Source organism: Streptomyces sp. GQ60, from assembly GCF_059758875.1.
Window position 1 is genome coordinate 344,410 of sequence record NZ_JCAXEG010000008.1, and the last position, 14,193, is coordinate 358,602.

Below are 14,193 nucleotides of genomic sequence, written 5' to 3' on the forward strand. Positions count from 1 at the left end.
TTCCGCAGGATGCTGCGGGCAGGGACACGGCGTGGAGGGGGGCGTCATGGTGCACATCGGCGGGACGGTGCCTGCGGGGGCCACGGGGATGACGGCGGGGACGGCGGCGACGGCGGCGGGGATCCGGGCCCGCCCGTACGTGGAGCTGACCTTCGACGCGCAGGGCGACGCGGGCCCGGGCGCGCGGGAGGCGGTCTTCGGGATCGAGGCCACGGACCTGCTGGTCTTCGCCCACGGATGGAACTCCGACCGGTCGACGGCGGTCCGGCTCTTCGACCGCTTCTACGCCCCCTTCGCGGATCTGGTGGGGACCGGGGTGCGGCTGGGGTACGTGGGGGTGGTGTGGCCCTCGATCCGGTTCTCGGACGAGCCGATACCCGACTTCGACGCCCGGGGCGCGGCGCCGGGGGGTGCCGGGGAGCCGGGGCACGGCCCGGCCCTGGACCCGGCCACCCGGCAGGCCCTCGGCGCGTTCTGGCCGGGGCGGGCGGCGGAGCTGGACCGGATCGCCGAACTGCTGGAGGAGCGGCCCACGCGGGAGGGCGATTTCACCGAGTTCGGCGCACTGGTACGGGAGCTGGCCGGAGTGGACGGGGTGGGCACCGGCGACGATCTGGCGGCGGCCTTCGCCCCGCGCGAGGTGCCGGACTTCCTCAGCGGGGACGTCCTGCGGGTGTGCCGGGAGTTCACCGAGGCCCTGTCCGAGGCGGGCGCCACGTTCCCCGGGGACGGGGCGGTCCACGGAGACTCCCCCGACGCCGACGCCGACGCCGGCTGCGCGGTCGGCGGTGGGACGCGGACGCTGTGGAGCGGCGCCAAGGAGGTGCTGCGCCAGGCCACGTACTACCAGATGAAGGCGCGGGCCGGGGTGGTCGGCGAACACGGCCTCGGGCCGCTGCTGGCGGAGCTGGCCGGCCGCCGCCCGGCCCTGCGGGTACACCTCGTCGGGCACAGCTTCGGCGGCCGACTGGTCTCCTTCTCGCTGCGCGGGCTGCCGTCCGGGGCGCGGAACGTGAAGTCCCTGACCGTCCTCCAAGGGGCCTTCTCCCACTACGCGTTCGCCGACAGCCTGCCGCACGACCGGGGGCGCGGCGGGGCCCTGCGCGGGCTGCAGGGCAGGGTCGACGGGCCGCTGACGGCCTGCCACTCCCCCTACGACTCCTCCCTCAAGGTGTTCTATCCGCTGGCCTCCCGGATGGCCGGCGATTCGGCCGGTCTGCTGGGTTTCGACGAGCGGTGGGGCGCGATCGGGCACGACGGCGTGCAGGGGGTGCCGGGAACCCCCCGGCTGACCCTGGACGCGGCACTGCGCGACGGCCTGCCCGGCGCGGGCTGCGTGAGCGTGGACGCGGGCTCCGTGGTCCGGCGCGGCGGGGCCCCCTCGGGGGCGCACAGCGACATCTGCCACGAGGAGCTGGCCCGGCTGGTGGTGGCCGCGGGGCGCATGGGGCGCTGAGTTCCGGCCACGTGCCACCCGCACGCCTCGACCGCCCCCGCATGCGCCCGCACCGGACCGGGCATGTTGGCACACGGCGCCGGTCCTGTGAAGAACACGGCGCGGCGGGCACGGCGCCCGGTGCTGGGCGCTCGGCGGAGGTGAAGGTGTGATGGCGGGTTTCCGGAGTCTGGCCCATCAGGTGCGCGACGCACGCAACGACGGGGCCCTGCGGCGCCATTCGCTGCGCCGCTGCCTGGAGCGGTTCGCCCCGTACGGGCACCGCGCGACCTGGTGGCACCTGTGCGACCGGCACGGGATCGGCCCCGAGGACCGGGCGGCGGACCCGTCGCGGCTGGTGGCCGCCCTGGAGGAGCTGGAGGAGGCGCGGGCGGTCTGGCTGGAGTACGAACGCCAGTTCGCGGAGCGTCGGCGGCGCGAGAAGCACCACGGGCTGCGCCGGCCCGAGTGGGCGTGGAGCGGCAGCGGGGACGCGGTGGTGCGGTGCGCCGATCCGGGCGTACGGCCGCAGGGGGCGCTGGGCGAGGTGCTGAGACGGCTGGTGGAGGCGCTGGAGTCGGAGCCGGGGACGGGGTGTCCGGTGTGCGGGGCGCGGGAGTTGCACTGGCCGGTGCCGTCGGCGGGCGCGCGGGCTTCGGCGGTCGGGCCGGGCGGCCGGGGTGCGGGTGGCCGTGGAGCCGGCGGAGCCGGGGGCGGGCCCGGCGGGGCTTCGGCGGCCAGGGCTTCGGCCGGCGGGGCGTCGGTAGGCGGGGCGTCGGCCGGCGGGGCGTCGGCCGGCGGGGCTTCGGCCGGCGCCGGGTGGGCGTGGGACGGGCCGGTGTGCGCGGGCTGCGGAATCGTGGTGCCGAGACCGGCGCTCGCGGACACGGCGCTCCAGGGGGCCGATCTGGCGGGCGCGGCATGAGCCGGGCGGGAACGGGAGCGGGGCCGACACGGGCGCCTGGCCCGGCGCCGACGGAGGAGCTGCGCCCCGGGCAGGGCCCGGCCGGGTCCGGGCGACCGCGGTCGGGGCCGGAGGGCGCGGGGCGGAGGCCGGGGAGCGCGGGGCCGGGGCCGGAGAGCGCGGGGCCGGGGCCGGGGCGCCCGGCGGCGACTCTGGTGGTGTCGCTGAACGGTTCCCGGGGCGCCGCCGACGGCACGGCCGTCCCGATGAGCCCCGGAGACCTGGTGGACGCGGCACTGGCGGCGGTTGCCGCCGGGGCCCGGGAGGTACTGGTCCATGCGCGCAGCCCGTGCGGCCGCGAGAGCCTCTCGCCCCGCGTGGTCGGGCCGCTGCTGGAGGCCCTGCGCGGCGCGGGCCTCGGCGGCGGGGCGGCGGTTTCGGTGGCCGTGAGCGTGGGGGCCGAGCCGGATCACGCGGAACGGTTGGCGCGGGTGCGGAGCTGGACGGTGCTGCCGGACCGGGCGGTGGTGCGGTTCGCGGAGCCGCGAGCGCGGGAACTCGCCGAGGCGTTGCTGGAGCGCGGGGTGGCGGTGGACGCAGAGGTCCCGGTCGGCGCCGGGGCCTCGGCGGAGGGGGAGGCCCCGGTGGGCGGGCCCCCCGGCCCGCTGGCGCGGTTCCTCGCCTGGCCGGTACGGGACCCCGCGCGGGTCCGGCTGATGGCCGAGCTGGGCTCCGCCGACCCGGGGCCGGTCGCCGAGCTGCTGCGGCGGCTGCCGCCGGTGCCGGTGCTGCTGTTCGGGCGGGAGGCGGCGGCCTGGCCGGCGCTGCGGCTGGCCGCGCGGTACGGCACCGGGGCGCGGATCGGCGTAGGAGACGTGCTGCACCTGCCGGACGGGCAGGTGGCACGGTCCAACGCCGAACTGGTCGCGGCGGCCCGTGCTCAGCAGGTCACAACAGCCGGGAACCGGTGATGCGTTCACCGAAGACGTCGTCCGGGTTGGAGAGCGCGCAGGTCTCCAGGGAGAGGCATCCGCAGCCGATGCAGTCGGTCAAATGGTCACGCAGGCGGCCGAGTTGGGCTATCCGCTGATCGAGCTCGGCGCGCCAGCTCTCGGAAAGCCGGGCCCAGTCCTCGCGGTTGGGGGTGCGGCCCTCGGGGAGTTGGGCGAGCGCGTCGCGAATGCTGGCGAGGGGGATGCCCACGCGCTGGGCGGCCCGCACGAACGCCACGCGGCGCAGCGCGTCGCGGGTGTAGCGGCGCTGGTTGCCGGAGGTTCGGCTGCTGCTGATCAGGCCCTTGGCCTCGTAGAAGTGCAGTGCGGAGACGGCCGCGCCGCTGCGGGCGGACAGCTGGCCGACGCTGAGTTCATGGACCTTCTCGGGAATCTGCGGCACACCGCCGAGGGTAATCGGCCGGGCCGGGATTCGGTGTCAGGTACGTCGTTGACAGATCCATGACGGCCCCAGCATGCTGAGCAAGCGCTTATTCGCCAGGGAGAGGTACGGGTATGTCCGAGCCGAGGATCTTCACGTCCGCCGAGGAACTCACCGCCGGGATCGGCGCACCGCTCGGCCCGAGCGACTGGCTGGAGGTGGACCAGAAGCGGATCGACCTCTTCGCGGACGCCACCGGGGACCACCAGTGGATCCACGTGGACCCGGAGCGGGCGGCGTCCGGACCCTTCGGCTCCACCATCGCGCACGGATACCTCACCCTGTCGCTGCTGCCGAGCCTGGTCCCGCAGATCATGCGGGTCGAGGGCATGCGGATGGGCATCAACTACGGCGTGAACAAGGTGCGCTTCCCGGCGCCCGTGCCGGTCGGGTCGCGGCTGCGCGCGACCGCGCTGATCACCGAGGTCGTGGCGGCGGGTGGCGGCGTCCAGGTGTCGGCGACCGTGACCGTCGAGATCGAGGGCGGCGAGAAGCCCGTGTGCGTGGCGGAGTCCGTGTCCCGCTACTACTTCTGAGCCGCGCCCGGCGCGGGTGCGGCCTCGGTCGCGGCCGAGCCCGCGCCGACCATACGGAGCACGAGGCCGGCGTAGAGCGCGCCGACCTCGTCGGGCGTGCGGCGGCCGTCCGCGCTGAACCAGCGGGCGACGTCGATGCAGAGCGAGAGCACGGCGAGGGTGGTGCCGGGGACGTCGGGGACGAAGAACTCCCCGGCGGCGACGCCGTCGGCGAGGATGCGGCGGATGGCCGCGTCGCTCCGCCGGCGCAGGGCCACGATGTCGGAGCGGTGCTCCGGAGCGAGAGCATCGAGCTCGTACTGGACCACGCGCGCGGTGGTGTGATGTGCCGCGTGCCATCCCACGAACGACCGTACGGCCGCGTCGAGCCGCTCGGCGGCGCTGCCGGGACCGGCGGCCGCGGTGTCCAGGATCTCCAGGGCCTTGTCGTGGCCGATCCGGCTGATCCGGTGGAGCAGCTCTTCCTTGGTCTTGTAGTGGATGTAGAGCGCGGCCGGGCTCATGCCGGCCCGCCCCGCGATGTCCCGCGTGGTGGTGGCGTGGTACCCGCGCTCCGCGAAGGCCTCCACTGCGGCGACGAGCAGCCGCCGCGCGGCGTCGGGAGTGACCTCCGACCACGGCCGGTAGCCGCCGATCTCCTCCACGCTGTCCATCGCTCGCTCACCCTCGTAGGCCTGTAGGAATGAACAGCTTACCGGAGGGCGGTGAGCAAGCGCTTAGCGCTCCTGGGGGGTGGGCTGCTTCGGGGTGGCGAAGGGGTCGTAGCTCGTCATGATCTTCTCCATCCGGGCCTGGTCGACCCGGCTGACGATCTGGGTGACCTCCTGGCGGTCGCGGATCACCTTGGCGAGGGTGAAGGCCGAGGTGGTGAGGTAGAGGACCGCGATGCCGAGGAAGGCGCGGACCCAGCCGTCGGCCTCCATGTTGTAGATCCCCAGGGACACCGCGCCGATGGCGATGCCGAAGGAGGCGACGGCCTGGCCGTAGTACGCCCCCGTGTTCTGCTGCTTGACCTGTGTCTCGTTCATGGGTCCAGCTTCGGGCGGGCCGGGTCGCGGCACATCCGTGCGCGTACTCACGTACGTACTCAGGAACTTGAGGCGCTCAGAAGGCGGACACCCCCGTGCGGGCACGGCCGATGAGGAGTTTCTGGATCTGGCTGGTGCCCTCGTACAGGGTCATCACGCGGGCGTCGCGCAGCAGCTTGCCGGCCGGGTACTCATCGATGTAGCCGTAACCGCCGTGCACCTGGAGGGCGTTGCTCGCGGCGCGCACGGCGGCCTCGGAGGCGAAGAGCTTGGCGGTGGAGGACTCGGTGGCGAAGGGCAGCCCGCGGTCGATCAGGTCGGCCACCCGCCAGGTCAGCAGCCGGGCCGCGTCCACGTCGACGGAGATGTCGGCGATCAGCTCCTGGACCAGCTGGTGGTGGGCGATCGGCTTGCCGAACTGCTCGCGCTGGGCGGCGTAGGAGACGGCGGCGTCCAGTGCGGCCTGGGCGATGCCGACGCAGCCCGCGGCGACGGACATCCGGCCCTTGGCGAGGGCCGACATGGCCACGGAGAAGCCCTTCCCCTCGGGGCCGAGCATCGCGGAGGCGGGCACGCGCACGTCGTCGAGGGCGAGTTCGGCGGTGGCCTGGCCGCGCAGGCCCAGCTTGCCGTGGATCTCGCGGCGGGTCAGGCCGGGGGCGTCGGCGGGCACGAGGAACGCGGAGATTCCGCGGTGGCCCGGGTCCTCGTTCGTGCGGGCGAAGAGCAGGACCACGTCGGCCCAGGTGCCGTTGGTGATGAACGTCTTGCTGCCGCTGATCACGTACGCGTCGCCCTCGCGCCGGGCGCGGGTGGTGAGGGCGGCGGCGTCGGAGCCGGTACCGGGCTCGGTGAGCCCGAAGCATCCGAGGGCTTCGCCCGAGCACAGGCGGGGCAGCCAGGCGCGCTTCTGCTCCTCGCTCCCCCAGGCGGCGATGGTCTTGGCGACCAGGCCCAGGGAGACGGAGACGATGCCGCGCACGGCGGAGTCCCCGCGGCCCAGTTCCTCGGTGACGAGGACGTAGGAGAGGTGGTCCCCGCCGGAGCCGCCGTACTCCTCCGGGACGGTCAGGCCGAGGAAGCCGACGGAGCCGAGCTTCTTCACGACGGCCCGGTCCACGCTCTCGGCGCGGTCCCACTCGGCGGCGTAGGGGGCGATCTCGCGCTCGGTGAACGCACGGGCGAGATCACGGACGGCGGACTGCTCCTCGCTGAGTTCCAGATTCACCGGGCACCTCCGGGCGGGACGGGGATCGGACGGGGGGCGGACGGGGGTCGGACGGGGCGCGAGCCGGGGCGTGAGCGGGTACCGGCCTGGTCGGCCTGAGCGTTAATTACCACCGCTAGTTTAAATGCGGCAGGCCTTACTATGTGGCGCATGGCCAGACCGCGCAAGCCCCTCCTCAGCAGATCCCGCATCGTCGAGGCGGCGGGCGCGCTGGTGGACGGCGAGGGGCTGGAGGCCGTCTCGACGCGGCGGCTGGCGGCGGCGCTGGGAGTGAGCGGACCCTCGCTCTACAACCACTTCCGCACGAAGGACGAGATCCTGGACGCGGTCGCGGACGCGGTGAGCGCGCGGGTCGACCTGTCGATGTTCGAGCCCGGGGACGGCCGGGAGTGGCAGGTCGCGCTGCGCGACTGGGCGCACTCGTACCGGGCCGCCCTGTCCGACCACCCGAACATCGTGCCGGTACTGGCCCGCGGACCGGGCCGCAGGCCGGCCGGACTGCGGGTGGCGGACGCCGTCTTCGGGGCGATGACCGCGGCCGGCTGGCCGCCGGCGCAGGCGACCCGGATCGGTGCGCTGATGCGGTACTTCATCCTCGGCTCGGCGGTGGGGTCCTTCGCCCGGGGTTTCGTGGACGACGAGACGGCGTACGACCCGTCGGACTACCCGCACCTCGGCCAGGCCCACCTGCTCGCGGAACGCCAGCGCGAGGTGGACGAGGGCGCCTTCGAGACGGGCCTGGCGGCACTGCTGGACGGCCTGGCCCTCCAGTACGCGGCACTGCGGGAGACCGCCTGACAGCGCCCGCCGCCCGGGAGGCCTGAGGCAGGCCGCCCGGACCGGGCGGGCCGCTAGAAGACCACCAGCGAGCGGCCGCCCTTGCCGGCCATCATCGCGTCGAAGGCCGCCGGGATGCCGTCCAGGGTGATGCGGTCCGTGACGAGGGCCCCGAGGTCGAGGCGGCCCGCGCGGACGTGGGCGGCGATGACCGGAAGGTCGCGGGCGGGGTCGCTGTTGCCGTAGACGCAGCCGGTGAGGGTGCGGGCGAAGTGGAAGATCTCCAGGGCGTTGAAGGTGACCTGCTGCTCCTTGCCCCCGATGCCGACGACCGTCGTGCGGCCGCCGCGCCGGGTGGAATCCCAGGCGCCGCGGATGCTCGCGGCCCGGCCGGCGCACTCGACGGCCACGTCCGCGCCGTGGCCGCCGGTGAGTGCGCGGATGTCCTTGGCGGTGGTCTCGGAGGCGAGCAGGAACTCCGTGGCCCCGGCCGCCCGGGCCAGTTCCTCCTTGTCCGGGGAGACGTCCACGGCCACGATCGGGCCCGCCATGGCGATCCGGGCGGCCTGGAGGGCGGCCAGGCCCACGCCGCCGACTCCGAAGACGGCCACCGACTCGCCGGGGCGGACCTGGGCGCTGTGGTGGACGGCTCCGTAGCCGGTGAGGACCGCGCAGCCGAGCAGTGCGGCCTCGGCGAGCGGGATTCCGGCGGGGGCGGGCAGGACGCAGTTGGCCGCGACGACCGTCTCCTCCGCGAAGGCGGCCACGTTCAGCCCGGGGTGCAGTTCGGCGCCCTGGGCGTCGTGGGCGTACACGGCCCCGACCCCGGTGAGCGCCTTGGCGCAGAGCCAGACCTCTCCGATCGAGCAGTGGTGGCACTGCCCGCAGGACGGGGCCCAGTTGAGCACCACCCCGTCGCCGGGTGCGACATGGGTGACCCCTTCCCCGACGGCGAGGACGGTGCCCGCGCCCTCGTGGCCGAGGACGGCGGGTACGGGGACCCGCATGGTGCCGTTGGTGAGGGAGAGGTCGGAGTGGCAGACCCCGGCGGCGGCGAGCCGCACCCGGACCTGGCCGGGGCCGGGTTCGGGCAGCACGATGTCCCGTATCTCCAGGGGGGCTCCGACGGCGGGCAGGATGGCGGCGCGGACCATGATCGTCGTCTCCGTGTGTGCGGGGCTGGGCTTGCGGGGCTGGGCTTGCGGGCCTGGATGTGCGGGGCTGGGTGTGCGGGTTAGAACTGCAGGGACTTGGTCTGGAGGTACTCGGCGAGGCCGTGCGGGCCCAGCTCGCGGCCCACGCCCGACTTCTTGTACCCGCCGAAGGGCGCGAGCGGGTTGAAGCGGCCGCCGTTGATGTCCACCTGGCCGGTGTCCATCAGGCGGGCGAAGGCCACGGCCGTCTCCTCGTCCGCGGCCCAGACCGCCCCGCCCAGCCCGTAGTCGGTGCCGTTCGCGATGGCCAGGGCCTCGTCCTGGTCCCCGTAGGGCAGGATCGACAGCACCGGGCCGAAGATCTCCTCCTGGGCGATGGTCATCTCGGGCGTGACGTCGGCGAACACGGTCGGGGCGATGAAGTACCCCTGCTCGTGCGGCGCCTCGGGCCCGCCCGCGACGAGCCGCGCACCCTCCTCCACTCCCTTGGCGATGAAGCCGCGGACGCGGTCGCGCTGCTTGGCGCTGACGACCGGGCCGAGGCGGGTGCCCGGGTCGAGGGGGTCGCCGGAGGCGTACTTGGCCGCGGCGGCGGCCGCGAGGGAGACGGCCTCCTCGTACTCGTCCCGGTGGACGAGCATGCGGCTGAGCGCGTTGCAGCTCTGGCCGGCGTTGTTCATGACGTGGCCCACGCCCGCGGCGACGGCCTTGGCGAGGTCGGCGCCGGGCAGGATGACATTGGCCGATTTGCCGCCCAGTTCCAGGGCTACCCGCTTGACGGCGGCGCCTGCCGTGGCGCCGATCTGCTTGCCGACGGCGGTGGATCCGGTGAAGGAGACGAGGTCGACTCCCTCGTGCGCGGCCAGGGCCTGGCCGGCGACCGGGCCGGTGCCGGTCACGAGGTTGAAGACCCCGGCGGGGATGCCCGCCTCGTGCACGGCTTCGGCGAAGAGCTGTGCGGTCAGCGGGGTGTCCTCGGCGGGCTTGAGGACGAGGGTGCAGCCTGCGGCGAGAGCGGGTGCCACCTTGGCAACGATCTGGTGCAGCGGGTAGTTCCAGGGGGTGATGGCCCCGACGACGCCGACCGGCTCCAGCAGTACGGTCGAGTTCCCGATCCGCTCCTCGAAGGCGTACGAGGCCCCGAGCTCGGCGTAGGAGGAGGCCACGGCGATCGGCGCCCCGACGTGGACCATCTCCGAGAACCCAAGCGGCGAGCCCAGCTCGGCGGTGATGGTCTCGGCGATCTCCCCCTTGCGGGCGACCAGCACGTCGCGCAGGGCCCCGATGAGGGCGGCCCGCTCGGCCGGAGCGGTGGCCGCCCAGGCCGGGAAGGCCGCGCGGGCCGCCCGTACGGCCGCGTCCACGTCGTCGGCCGAACCGGCCGCGACCGAGGCGATGGGCCGCTCGTCGGCCGGGTTGAGGACCTCGATGCGGCCGTGGCCGAGGGCGGCCCGCCACTCGCCGCCGATGTACATCCCGTCATGGGCCTTCATGGCAATCCTCCCGAGCACGCGCGGGCGCGTGGACCTGTGGACGTCTGGACGTGTGGGCGTGGGGATCCTGAACGCATGACGCATGACGCATGACGTGTGACGCGCATCGTGCGGTCGCCGTGTCGGATCCGACATCGCCAACACCTTACAAACTAGCGCCGGTAGTTTTCTGTCGCCAGGGGCGGAGGGGGTCAGATGATGCCGAAAACCATCCCTGCCGCCAGGACCACCAGGGAGGTCAGGGCCGCCCACTTCACGGTGAACCGAGTGTGGTCGCCGAACTCGACCTTGGCCATGCCCACGAGGACGTAGACGGCCGGGACGAGCGGGCTCGACATGTGCAGGGCCTGCCCGACCAGGGAGGCGCGGGCGATTTCGAGCGGGGAGACCCCGTGGGCGGCGCCGGCCTCGGCGAGGACCGGCAGGACGCCGAAGTAGAAGCCGTCGTTGGACATGAAGTAGGTGAGGGGAAGGCTGAGCAGGCCGGTGACCAGGGCCATGTGCGGGCCCATGCCCTCGGGGATGGCTTCGACGAGCCAGTCGGCCATGTCCTTGACCATGCCGGTACCGGTGAGGACGCCGGTGAAGACGGCAGCGGCGAAGACCATTCCGGCGACGTTCAGGACGTTCTCGGCGTGGGCGGCGATCCGGGCCTTCTGGTCCGGCATGTGGGGGTAGTTGACGGTGAGGGCGAGGGCGGCCCCGATGAGGAAGAGCACCGGGATCGGGAGCAGCTCCATGATCATCGCGGTGAGCAGGGCGACGGTCAGGCCCGCGTTGAACCAGTAGAGGCGGGGACGCAGGGTCGAGCGGTGCGGGTCGAGGCCCTGGAAGCCCTCTTCGGTGGAGGTGACGCCCGCGGACGGAGCGGCTGAGGCGGGCCCCGTGGCCCGGGCGGACGGGACGGACGGAGTGGACGTCTCGGGCGGGGTGGATGCAGCGGGCGGAGTGGACAGAGGGGGCGGAGTGGTCACAGGGGACGTGGTGGTCACAGGGGACGGGGTGGACGCGTCGGAACCGGTGGACGCCTCGGACGGGGCTGAGCCCGTGAAGGGCTTACGGGTGCTCCCGGCGGCGGCCGGGCCCGTTCCGGCCGCGACCAGGAGCTGACCGGCCGGCTCCGCCGACCGCTCCGTGTCGGCGGGGAGGGTCAGCAGGCCGAGGCGGCGGCGTTCCTTGAGGCCGAGGACGTACGCCAGGGCGAAGACGAAGAGCAGCCCCACCGCGAGCGCGGGGATCATCGGTACGAAGATGTCGGCGGCGTCGAGCTTGAGCGCGGTGGCGGCGCGGGCCGTGGGGCCGCCCCAGGGCAGGGTGTTCATGACGCCGTTGGCGGTGGCCGCGACTCCGGTCATCACCACGAGGCTCATGCCGAGGCGCTTGTAGAGCGGGTACATCGCCGAGACGGTGATCATGAAGGTGGTCGAGCCGTCGCCGTCGAGCGAGACGATGGCGGCGAGGACGGCGGTGCCGACCACGACGCGCATCGGGTCGGCCCGGCAGAAGCGCAGGATGCCGCGCACGATCGGGTCGAAGAGGCCGACATCGATCATCACGCCGAAGTACACGATGGCGAACATCAGCATGGCGGCGGTCGGCGCGAGCTTGCCGACCCCGTCGATGACGTAGCCGCCGAGCTGCGCGCCCTGTCCGGCGAACACGCAGAAGAGCGCGGGGATGAGGACGAGCGCCGCGATGGGCGACATTTTCTTCAGCATGATCAGGACCAGGAAGGTCGCGATCATGGCGAAGCCGAGGAAGGTCAGCATGGGGGGAACCTAGGCGCCTCCTCCTGGGGCCAACAAGACGTCTACGCGTGAGCAATACGAGCAAAACCCCAGCTCAGGGGATGGGTGTCAGTTCGACGGGGAAGCCGTTGAGCACGGCCGTACCGGAGAGCGGGTCGAGCCGGCTGCCGTCGAGGAGCTGGTTGACGTTGACTCCGGGCGCGGCCGCGGCCACCGAGAGGCGGGTGCCGGGGCGGTCGTGGCCCCAGCCGTGCGGGAGGCTCACGACTCCGGCCCGGACGGTGTCGGTGACCTCCACGGGAACCTCCAGGCTGCCGCCGTCGGCGGTGATACGGGCCGGCTGCCCGTCGGTGAGGCCGAGCCGGGCGGCGTCGTCCGGGTGGACGTGGAGGGTGCACCGGTTGGAACCTCCGGCGAGGGCCGGAACGTTGTGCAACCAGCTGTTGTTGGACCGCAGGTGGCGGCGTCCCACGAGCACCAGGGCGGCGGGGCGGTCGGCCAGCGCCGTGCGCAGCCTGGGCAGTTCGGCCGCGATCGGGTCCGGCAGGAGCTCGATCCTGCCGCTGCGCGTCCTCAGCAGGCCCGGGAGGCGGGGCCGCAGCGGGCCCAGGTCGATTCCGTGCGGGTGGGCGCGCAGCCGCTCCAGCCCGAGGCCGCCGGGGGCGGCGGGGGCCGGGGCGTGCTCGGGCGCGGCGCCGGGAGCGGAGGCGGGCGCGGCGGCGGTGTCCGAGCCGGGGCCGGCCGCGCTGTCGGGGGCGCCCGCTCGGGTGTCCGTAGCGGCGCTCCCGGGCAGGGCGGCGGCGAACCGGTCTCCGTAGGGGCCGAGCCGGAGCATCATGTCGAGGCGGCGCTCGGGGCCGCTGCCACCCGCGAGCAACCCGGCGAGGCGGGCCGGATCCTGTCCGCGCAGGGGGGAGTCCGGGTCGGCGCACTCCCTGGCCAGGGTGGCCCCGATGGCCAGGTCGTCCACGGCGACCGGGTCGGTTCCGTGCATGCCGGAGACGGCGAGTACGAGACGGGCGTGGATCTCGCACTCGTCCATGTGCCCGTCTTCGAGCGGGACGGCGGGCGGCGAATAGCGGACCTGGTTGCGGATGGCGAAGGTGTTGAAGGAGAAGTCGAAGTGGGCGCTCTGCGAGGGCGGCGCGGGAGGCAGGACGACGTGGGCGTGGCGTGAGGTCTCGTTGAGGTAGGGATCGACGCTGACCATGAAGTCGAGCCCGGCCAGGGCCGCGTCGAGGCGCCGGCCGTCGGGGGCGGACAGCACCGGGTTCGCCGCGACGGAGACGAGCGCCCGGATCCGGCCCTCCCCCGGGGTCTCGATCTCCTCCGCCAGAGCGGCCATGGGCAGTTCGGCCTTGGCCTCGGGGTGGCCGCTGACCCGGCTGTGCCAGCGGCCGAGGCTGAAGCCCTTGCCGGGCCCGGCCGGCCGGGGTGCGCGGTCGGTCGCGGACAACGGGAACAGGGCCCCGCCCGGCCGGTCGAGATTGCCGGTCAGGATGTTCAGCACGTCGACCAGCCAACTGGCGAGCGTGCCGTACTCCACGGTGCAGCTGCCGATCCGCCCGTAGACGGCGGCGGTCGGCGCGGCCGCGAGGTCGCGGGCGAGGTCGCGGATCTCTTCGGCCGTGAGGTCGCAGGCGGGAGCAACGGCCTCGGGAGTGAAACTACCGAGCGCTTCGGCGAGTTCCCCGATCCCCTGCGCGTGTTCCGCGAGCCTGCCCGGATCGGCGAGCTCCTCGGCGAGCAGCGTGTGGGCGAGCGCGGCGAGCAGCAGCGCGTCGCTGCCGGGTCGCGGCGCGAGGTGGCGGTCGGCCAGCTTGGCGGTCCGGGTCCGGCGCGGGTCGACGACGACGAGGGTGCCGCCGCGGGCGCGCAACGCCTTGAGCCGGCCGGGGAAGTCGGGTGCGGTGCAGAGGGATCCGTTGGACTCGACCGGGTTCGCCCCCAGGAGCAGGAGGAAGTCCGTGCGGTCGAGGTCCGGGACGGGGATGGCGAAGGGGTCCCCGAAGAGCAGCCCGCTGGAGACGTGTTTGGGCATCTGGTCGAGGGTGCTGGCGGTGAAGAGGTTGCGCGTGCCGAGGGCCTTGAGGAGCAGGGGAGGGTAGAGCTGGCCGGCCATGGTGTGGACGTTCGGGTTGCCGAGGACGACGCCGACGGACTGGGGCCCGTACGCGCGCACGAGGGCGGGGACCGCGTCGGCGATGGCCTGGTAGGCCTCCTCCCAGGTGGCCTCGCGGAGCCGGCCGTCGCGTCGTACGAGGGGGGTCCGCAGCCGGTCGGGGTCGGCGTCGAGGCCGCCGAAGGCGGCACCCTTGGGGCAGATGAAGCCGCGGCTGAACACGTCGTCGCGGTCCCCCCGGGCGCCGGTGACGGCGGCACCTTCGATGGTGAGCGTGAGGCCGCAAGTGGCCTCGCAGAGGGGGCAGATGCGCAGGGCGGTGCGGGGCATGGGC

At 74.0% G+C, this 14,193-nt stretch carries 12 protein-coding genes and 1 pseudogene; 5 read left to right on the forward strand and 8 right to left on the reverse strand.

Going from position 1 to position 14,193, the window contains the following annotated elements; genetic code table 11:
- The first annotated feature begins 88 nt into the window (after window positions 1-88).
- From AC6CKD_RS22430 to AC6CKD_RS22440, 3 genes and pseudogenes are all read left to right on the forward strand, one after another.
- On the forward strand, window positions 89-1,456 hold the full coding sequence (locus tag AC6CKD_RS22430; protein WP_498329350.1) for a serine-threonine protein kinase: 1,368 nt from the start codon (window positions 89-91) through the stop codon (window positions 1,454-1,456).
- A 151-nt stretch (window positions 1,457-1,607) separates the two neighbouring features.
- A pseudogene (locus AC6CKD_RS22435) lies at window positions 1,608-2,063 on the forward strand (hypothetical protein); the annotation flags it as partial.
- 494 nt (window positions 2,064-2,557) lie between these two features.
- A complete protein-coding gene (locus AC6CKD_RS22440; RefSeq protein WP_498329309.1) occupies window positions 2,558-3,310 on the forward strand; it encodes a 3-keto-5-aminohexanoate cleavage protein in 753 nt (250 codons plus the stop codon).
- Here AC6CKD_RS22440 and soxR read toward each other — a convergent pair.
- Window positions 3,288-3,734, reverse strand: a complete 447-nt coding sequence (gene soxR / locus AC6CKD_RS22445) for a redox-sensitive transcriptional activator SoxR (protein WP_498329311.1) — start codon at window positions 3,732-3,734, stop codon at window positions 3,288-3,290. The two genes, AC6CKD_RS22440 and soxR, sit on opposite strands and share 23 nt — an antisense overlap.
- 113 nt (window positions 3,735-3,847) lie before the next feature.
- On the opposite strand from soxR, the gene AC6CKD_RS22450 reads away from it, so the two are divergent.
- A complete protein-coding gene (locus AC6CKD_RS22450; RefSeq protein ID WP_498329313.1) occupies window positions 3,848-4,309 on the forward strand; it encodes a MaoC family dehydratase in 462 nt (153 codons plus the stop codon).
- Here AC6CKD_RS22450 and AC6CKD_RS22455 read toward each other — a convergent pair.
- The 3 genes from AC6CKD_RS22455 to AC6CKD_RS22465 form a co-directional block, all read right to left on the reverse strand.
- Window positions 4,300-4,962, reverse strand: coding sequence for a TetR/AcrR family transcriptional regulator (locus AC6CKD_RS22455; protein ID WP_498329315.1), 663 nt, complete (start codon window positions 4,960-4,962; stop codon window positions 4,300-4,302). The genes AC6CKD_RS22450 and AC6CKD_RS22455 overlap by 10 nt on opposite strands.
- Before the next feature lie 63 nt (window positions 4,963-5,025).
- Entirely contained in the window at window positions 5,026-5,337 is a 312-nt protein-coding gene (locus AC6CKD_RS22460; protein WP_498329316.1) for a YiaA/YiaB family inner membrane protein, read from the reverse strand.
- A gap of 76 nt (window positions 5,338-5,413) precedes the next feature.
- On the reverse strand, window positions 5,414-6,565 hold the full coding sequence (locus AC6CKD_RS22465) for an acyl-CoA dehydrogenase family protein (RefSeq protein WP_498329317.1): 1,152 nt from the start codon (window positions 6,563-6,565) through the stop codon (window positions 5,414-5,416).
- Window positions 6,566-6,715: 150 nt separating this feature from the next.
- On the opposite strand from AC6CKD_RS22465, the gene AC6CKD_RS22470 reads away from it, so the two are divergent.
- A complete protein-coding gene (locus AC6CKD_RS22470; RefSeq protein WP_498329319.1) occupies window positions 6,716-7,363 on the forward strand; it encodes a TetR/AcrR family transcriptional regulator in 648 nt (215 codons plus the stop codon).
- A 53-nt stretch (window positions 7,364-7,416) separates the two neighbouring features.
- On the opposite strand, the gene AC6CKD_RS22475 is transcribed toward AC6CKD_RS22470, so the two are convergent.
- The 4 genes from AC6CKD_RS22475 to AC6CKD_RS22490 all read right to left on the reverse strand — a co-directional run bounded on the left by AC6CKD_RS22475 (window position 7,417) and on the right by AC6CKD_RS22490 (window position 14,189).
- Window positions 7,417-8,496: a Zn-dependent alcohol dehydrogenase gene (locus tag AC6CKD_RS22475; protein ID WP_498329320.1), complete on the reverse strand. Its 1,080-nt coding sequence runs from the start codon at window positions 8,494-8,496 to the stop codon at window positions 7,417-7,419.
- An 80-nt stretch (window positions 8,497-8,576) separates the two neighbouring features.
- The gene (locus tag AC6CKD_RS22480; RefSeq protein WP_478690632.1) at window positions 8,577-9,989 is read right to left on the reverse strand and encodes an aldehyde dehydrogenase family protein; all 1,413 of its coding nucleotides are present in this window, start codon (window positions 9,987-9,989) and stop codon (window positions 8,577-8,579) included.
- Between the two features lie 191 nt (window positions 9,990-10,180).
- On the reverse strand, window positions 10,181-11,758 hold the full coding sequence (locus AC6CKD_RS22485) for a CitMHS family transporter (RefSeq protein WP_498329321.1): 1,578 nt from the start codon (window positions 11,756-11,758) through the stop codon (window positions 10,181-10,183).
- A gap of 73 nt (window positions 11,759-11,831) precedes the next feature.
- Window positions 11,832-14,189 carry a molybdopterin oxidoreductase family protein gene (locus AC6CKD_RS22490; protein ID WP_498329351.1) on the reverse strand — a complete coding sequence of 786 codons (2,358 nt, stop codon included), beginning with the start codon at window positions 14,187-14,189 and terminating at the stop codon, window positions 11,832-11,834.
- Window positions 14,190-14,193 lie beyond the last annotated feature (4 nt).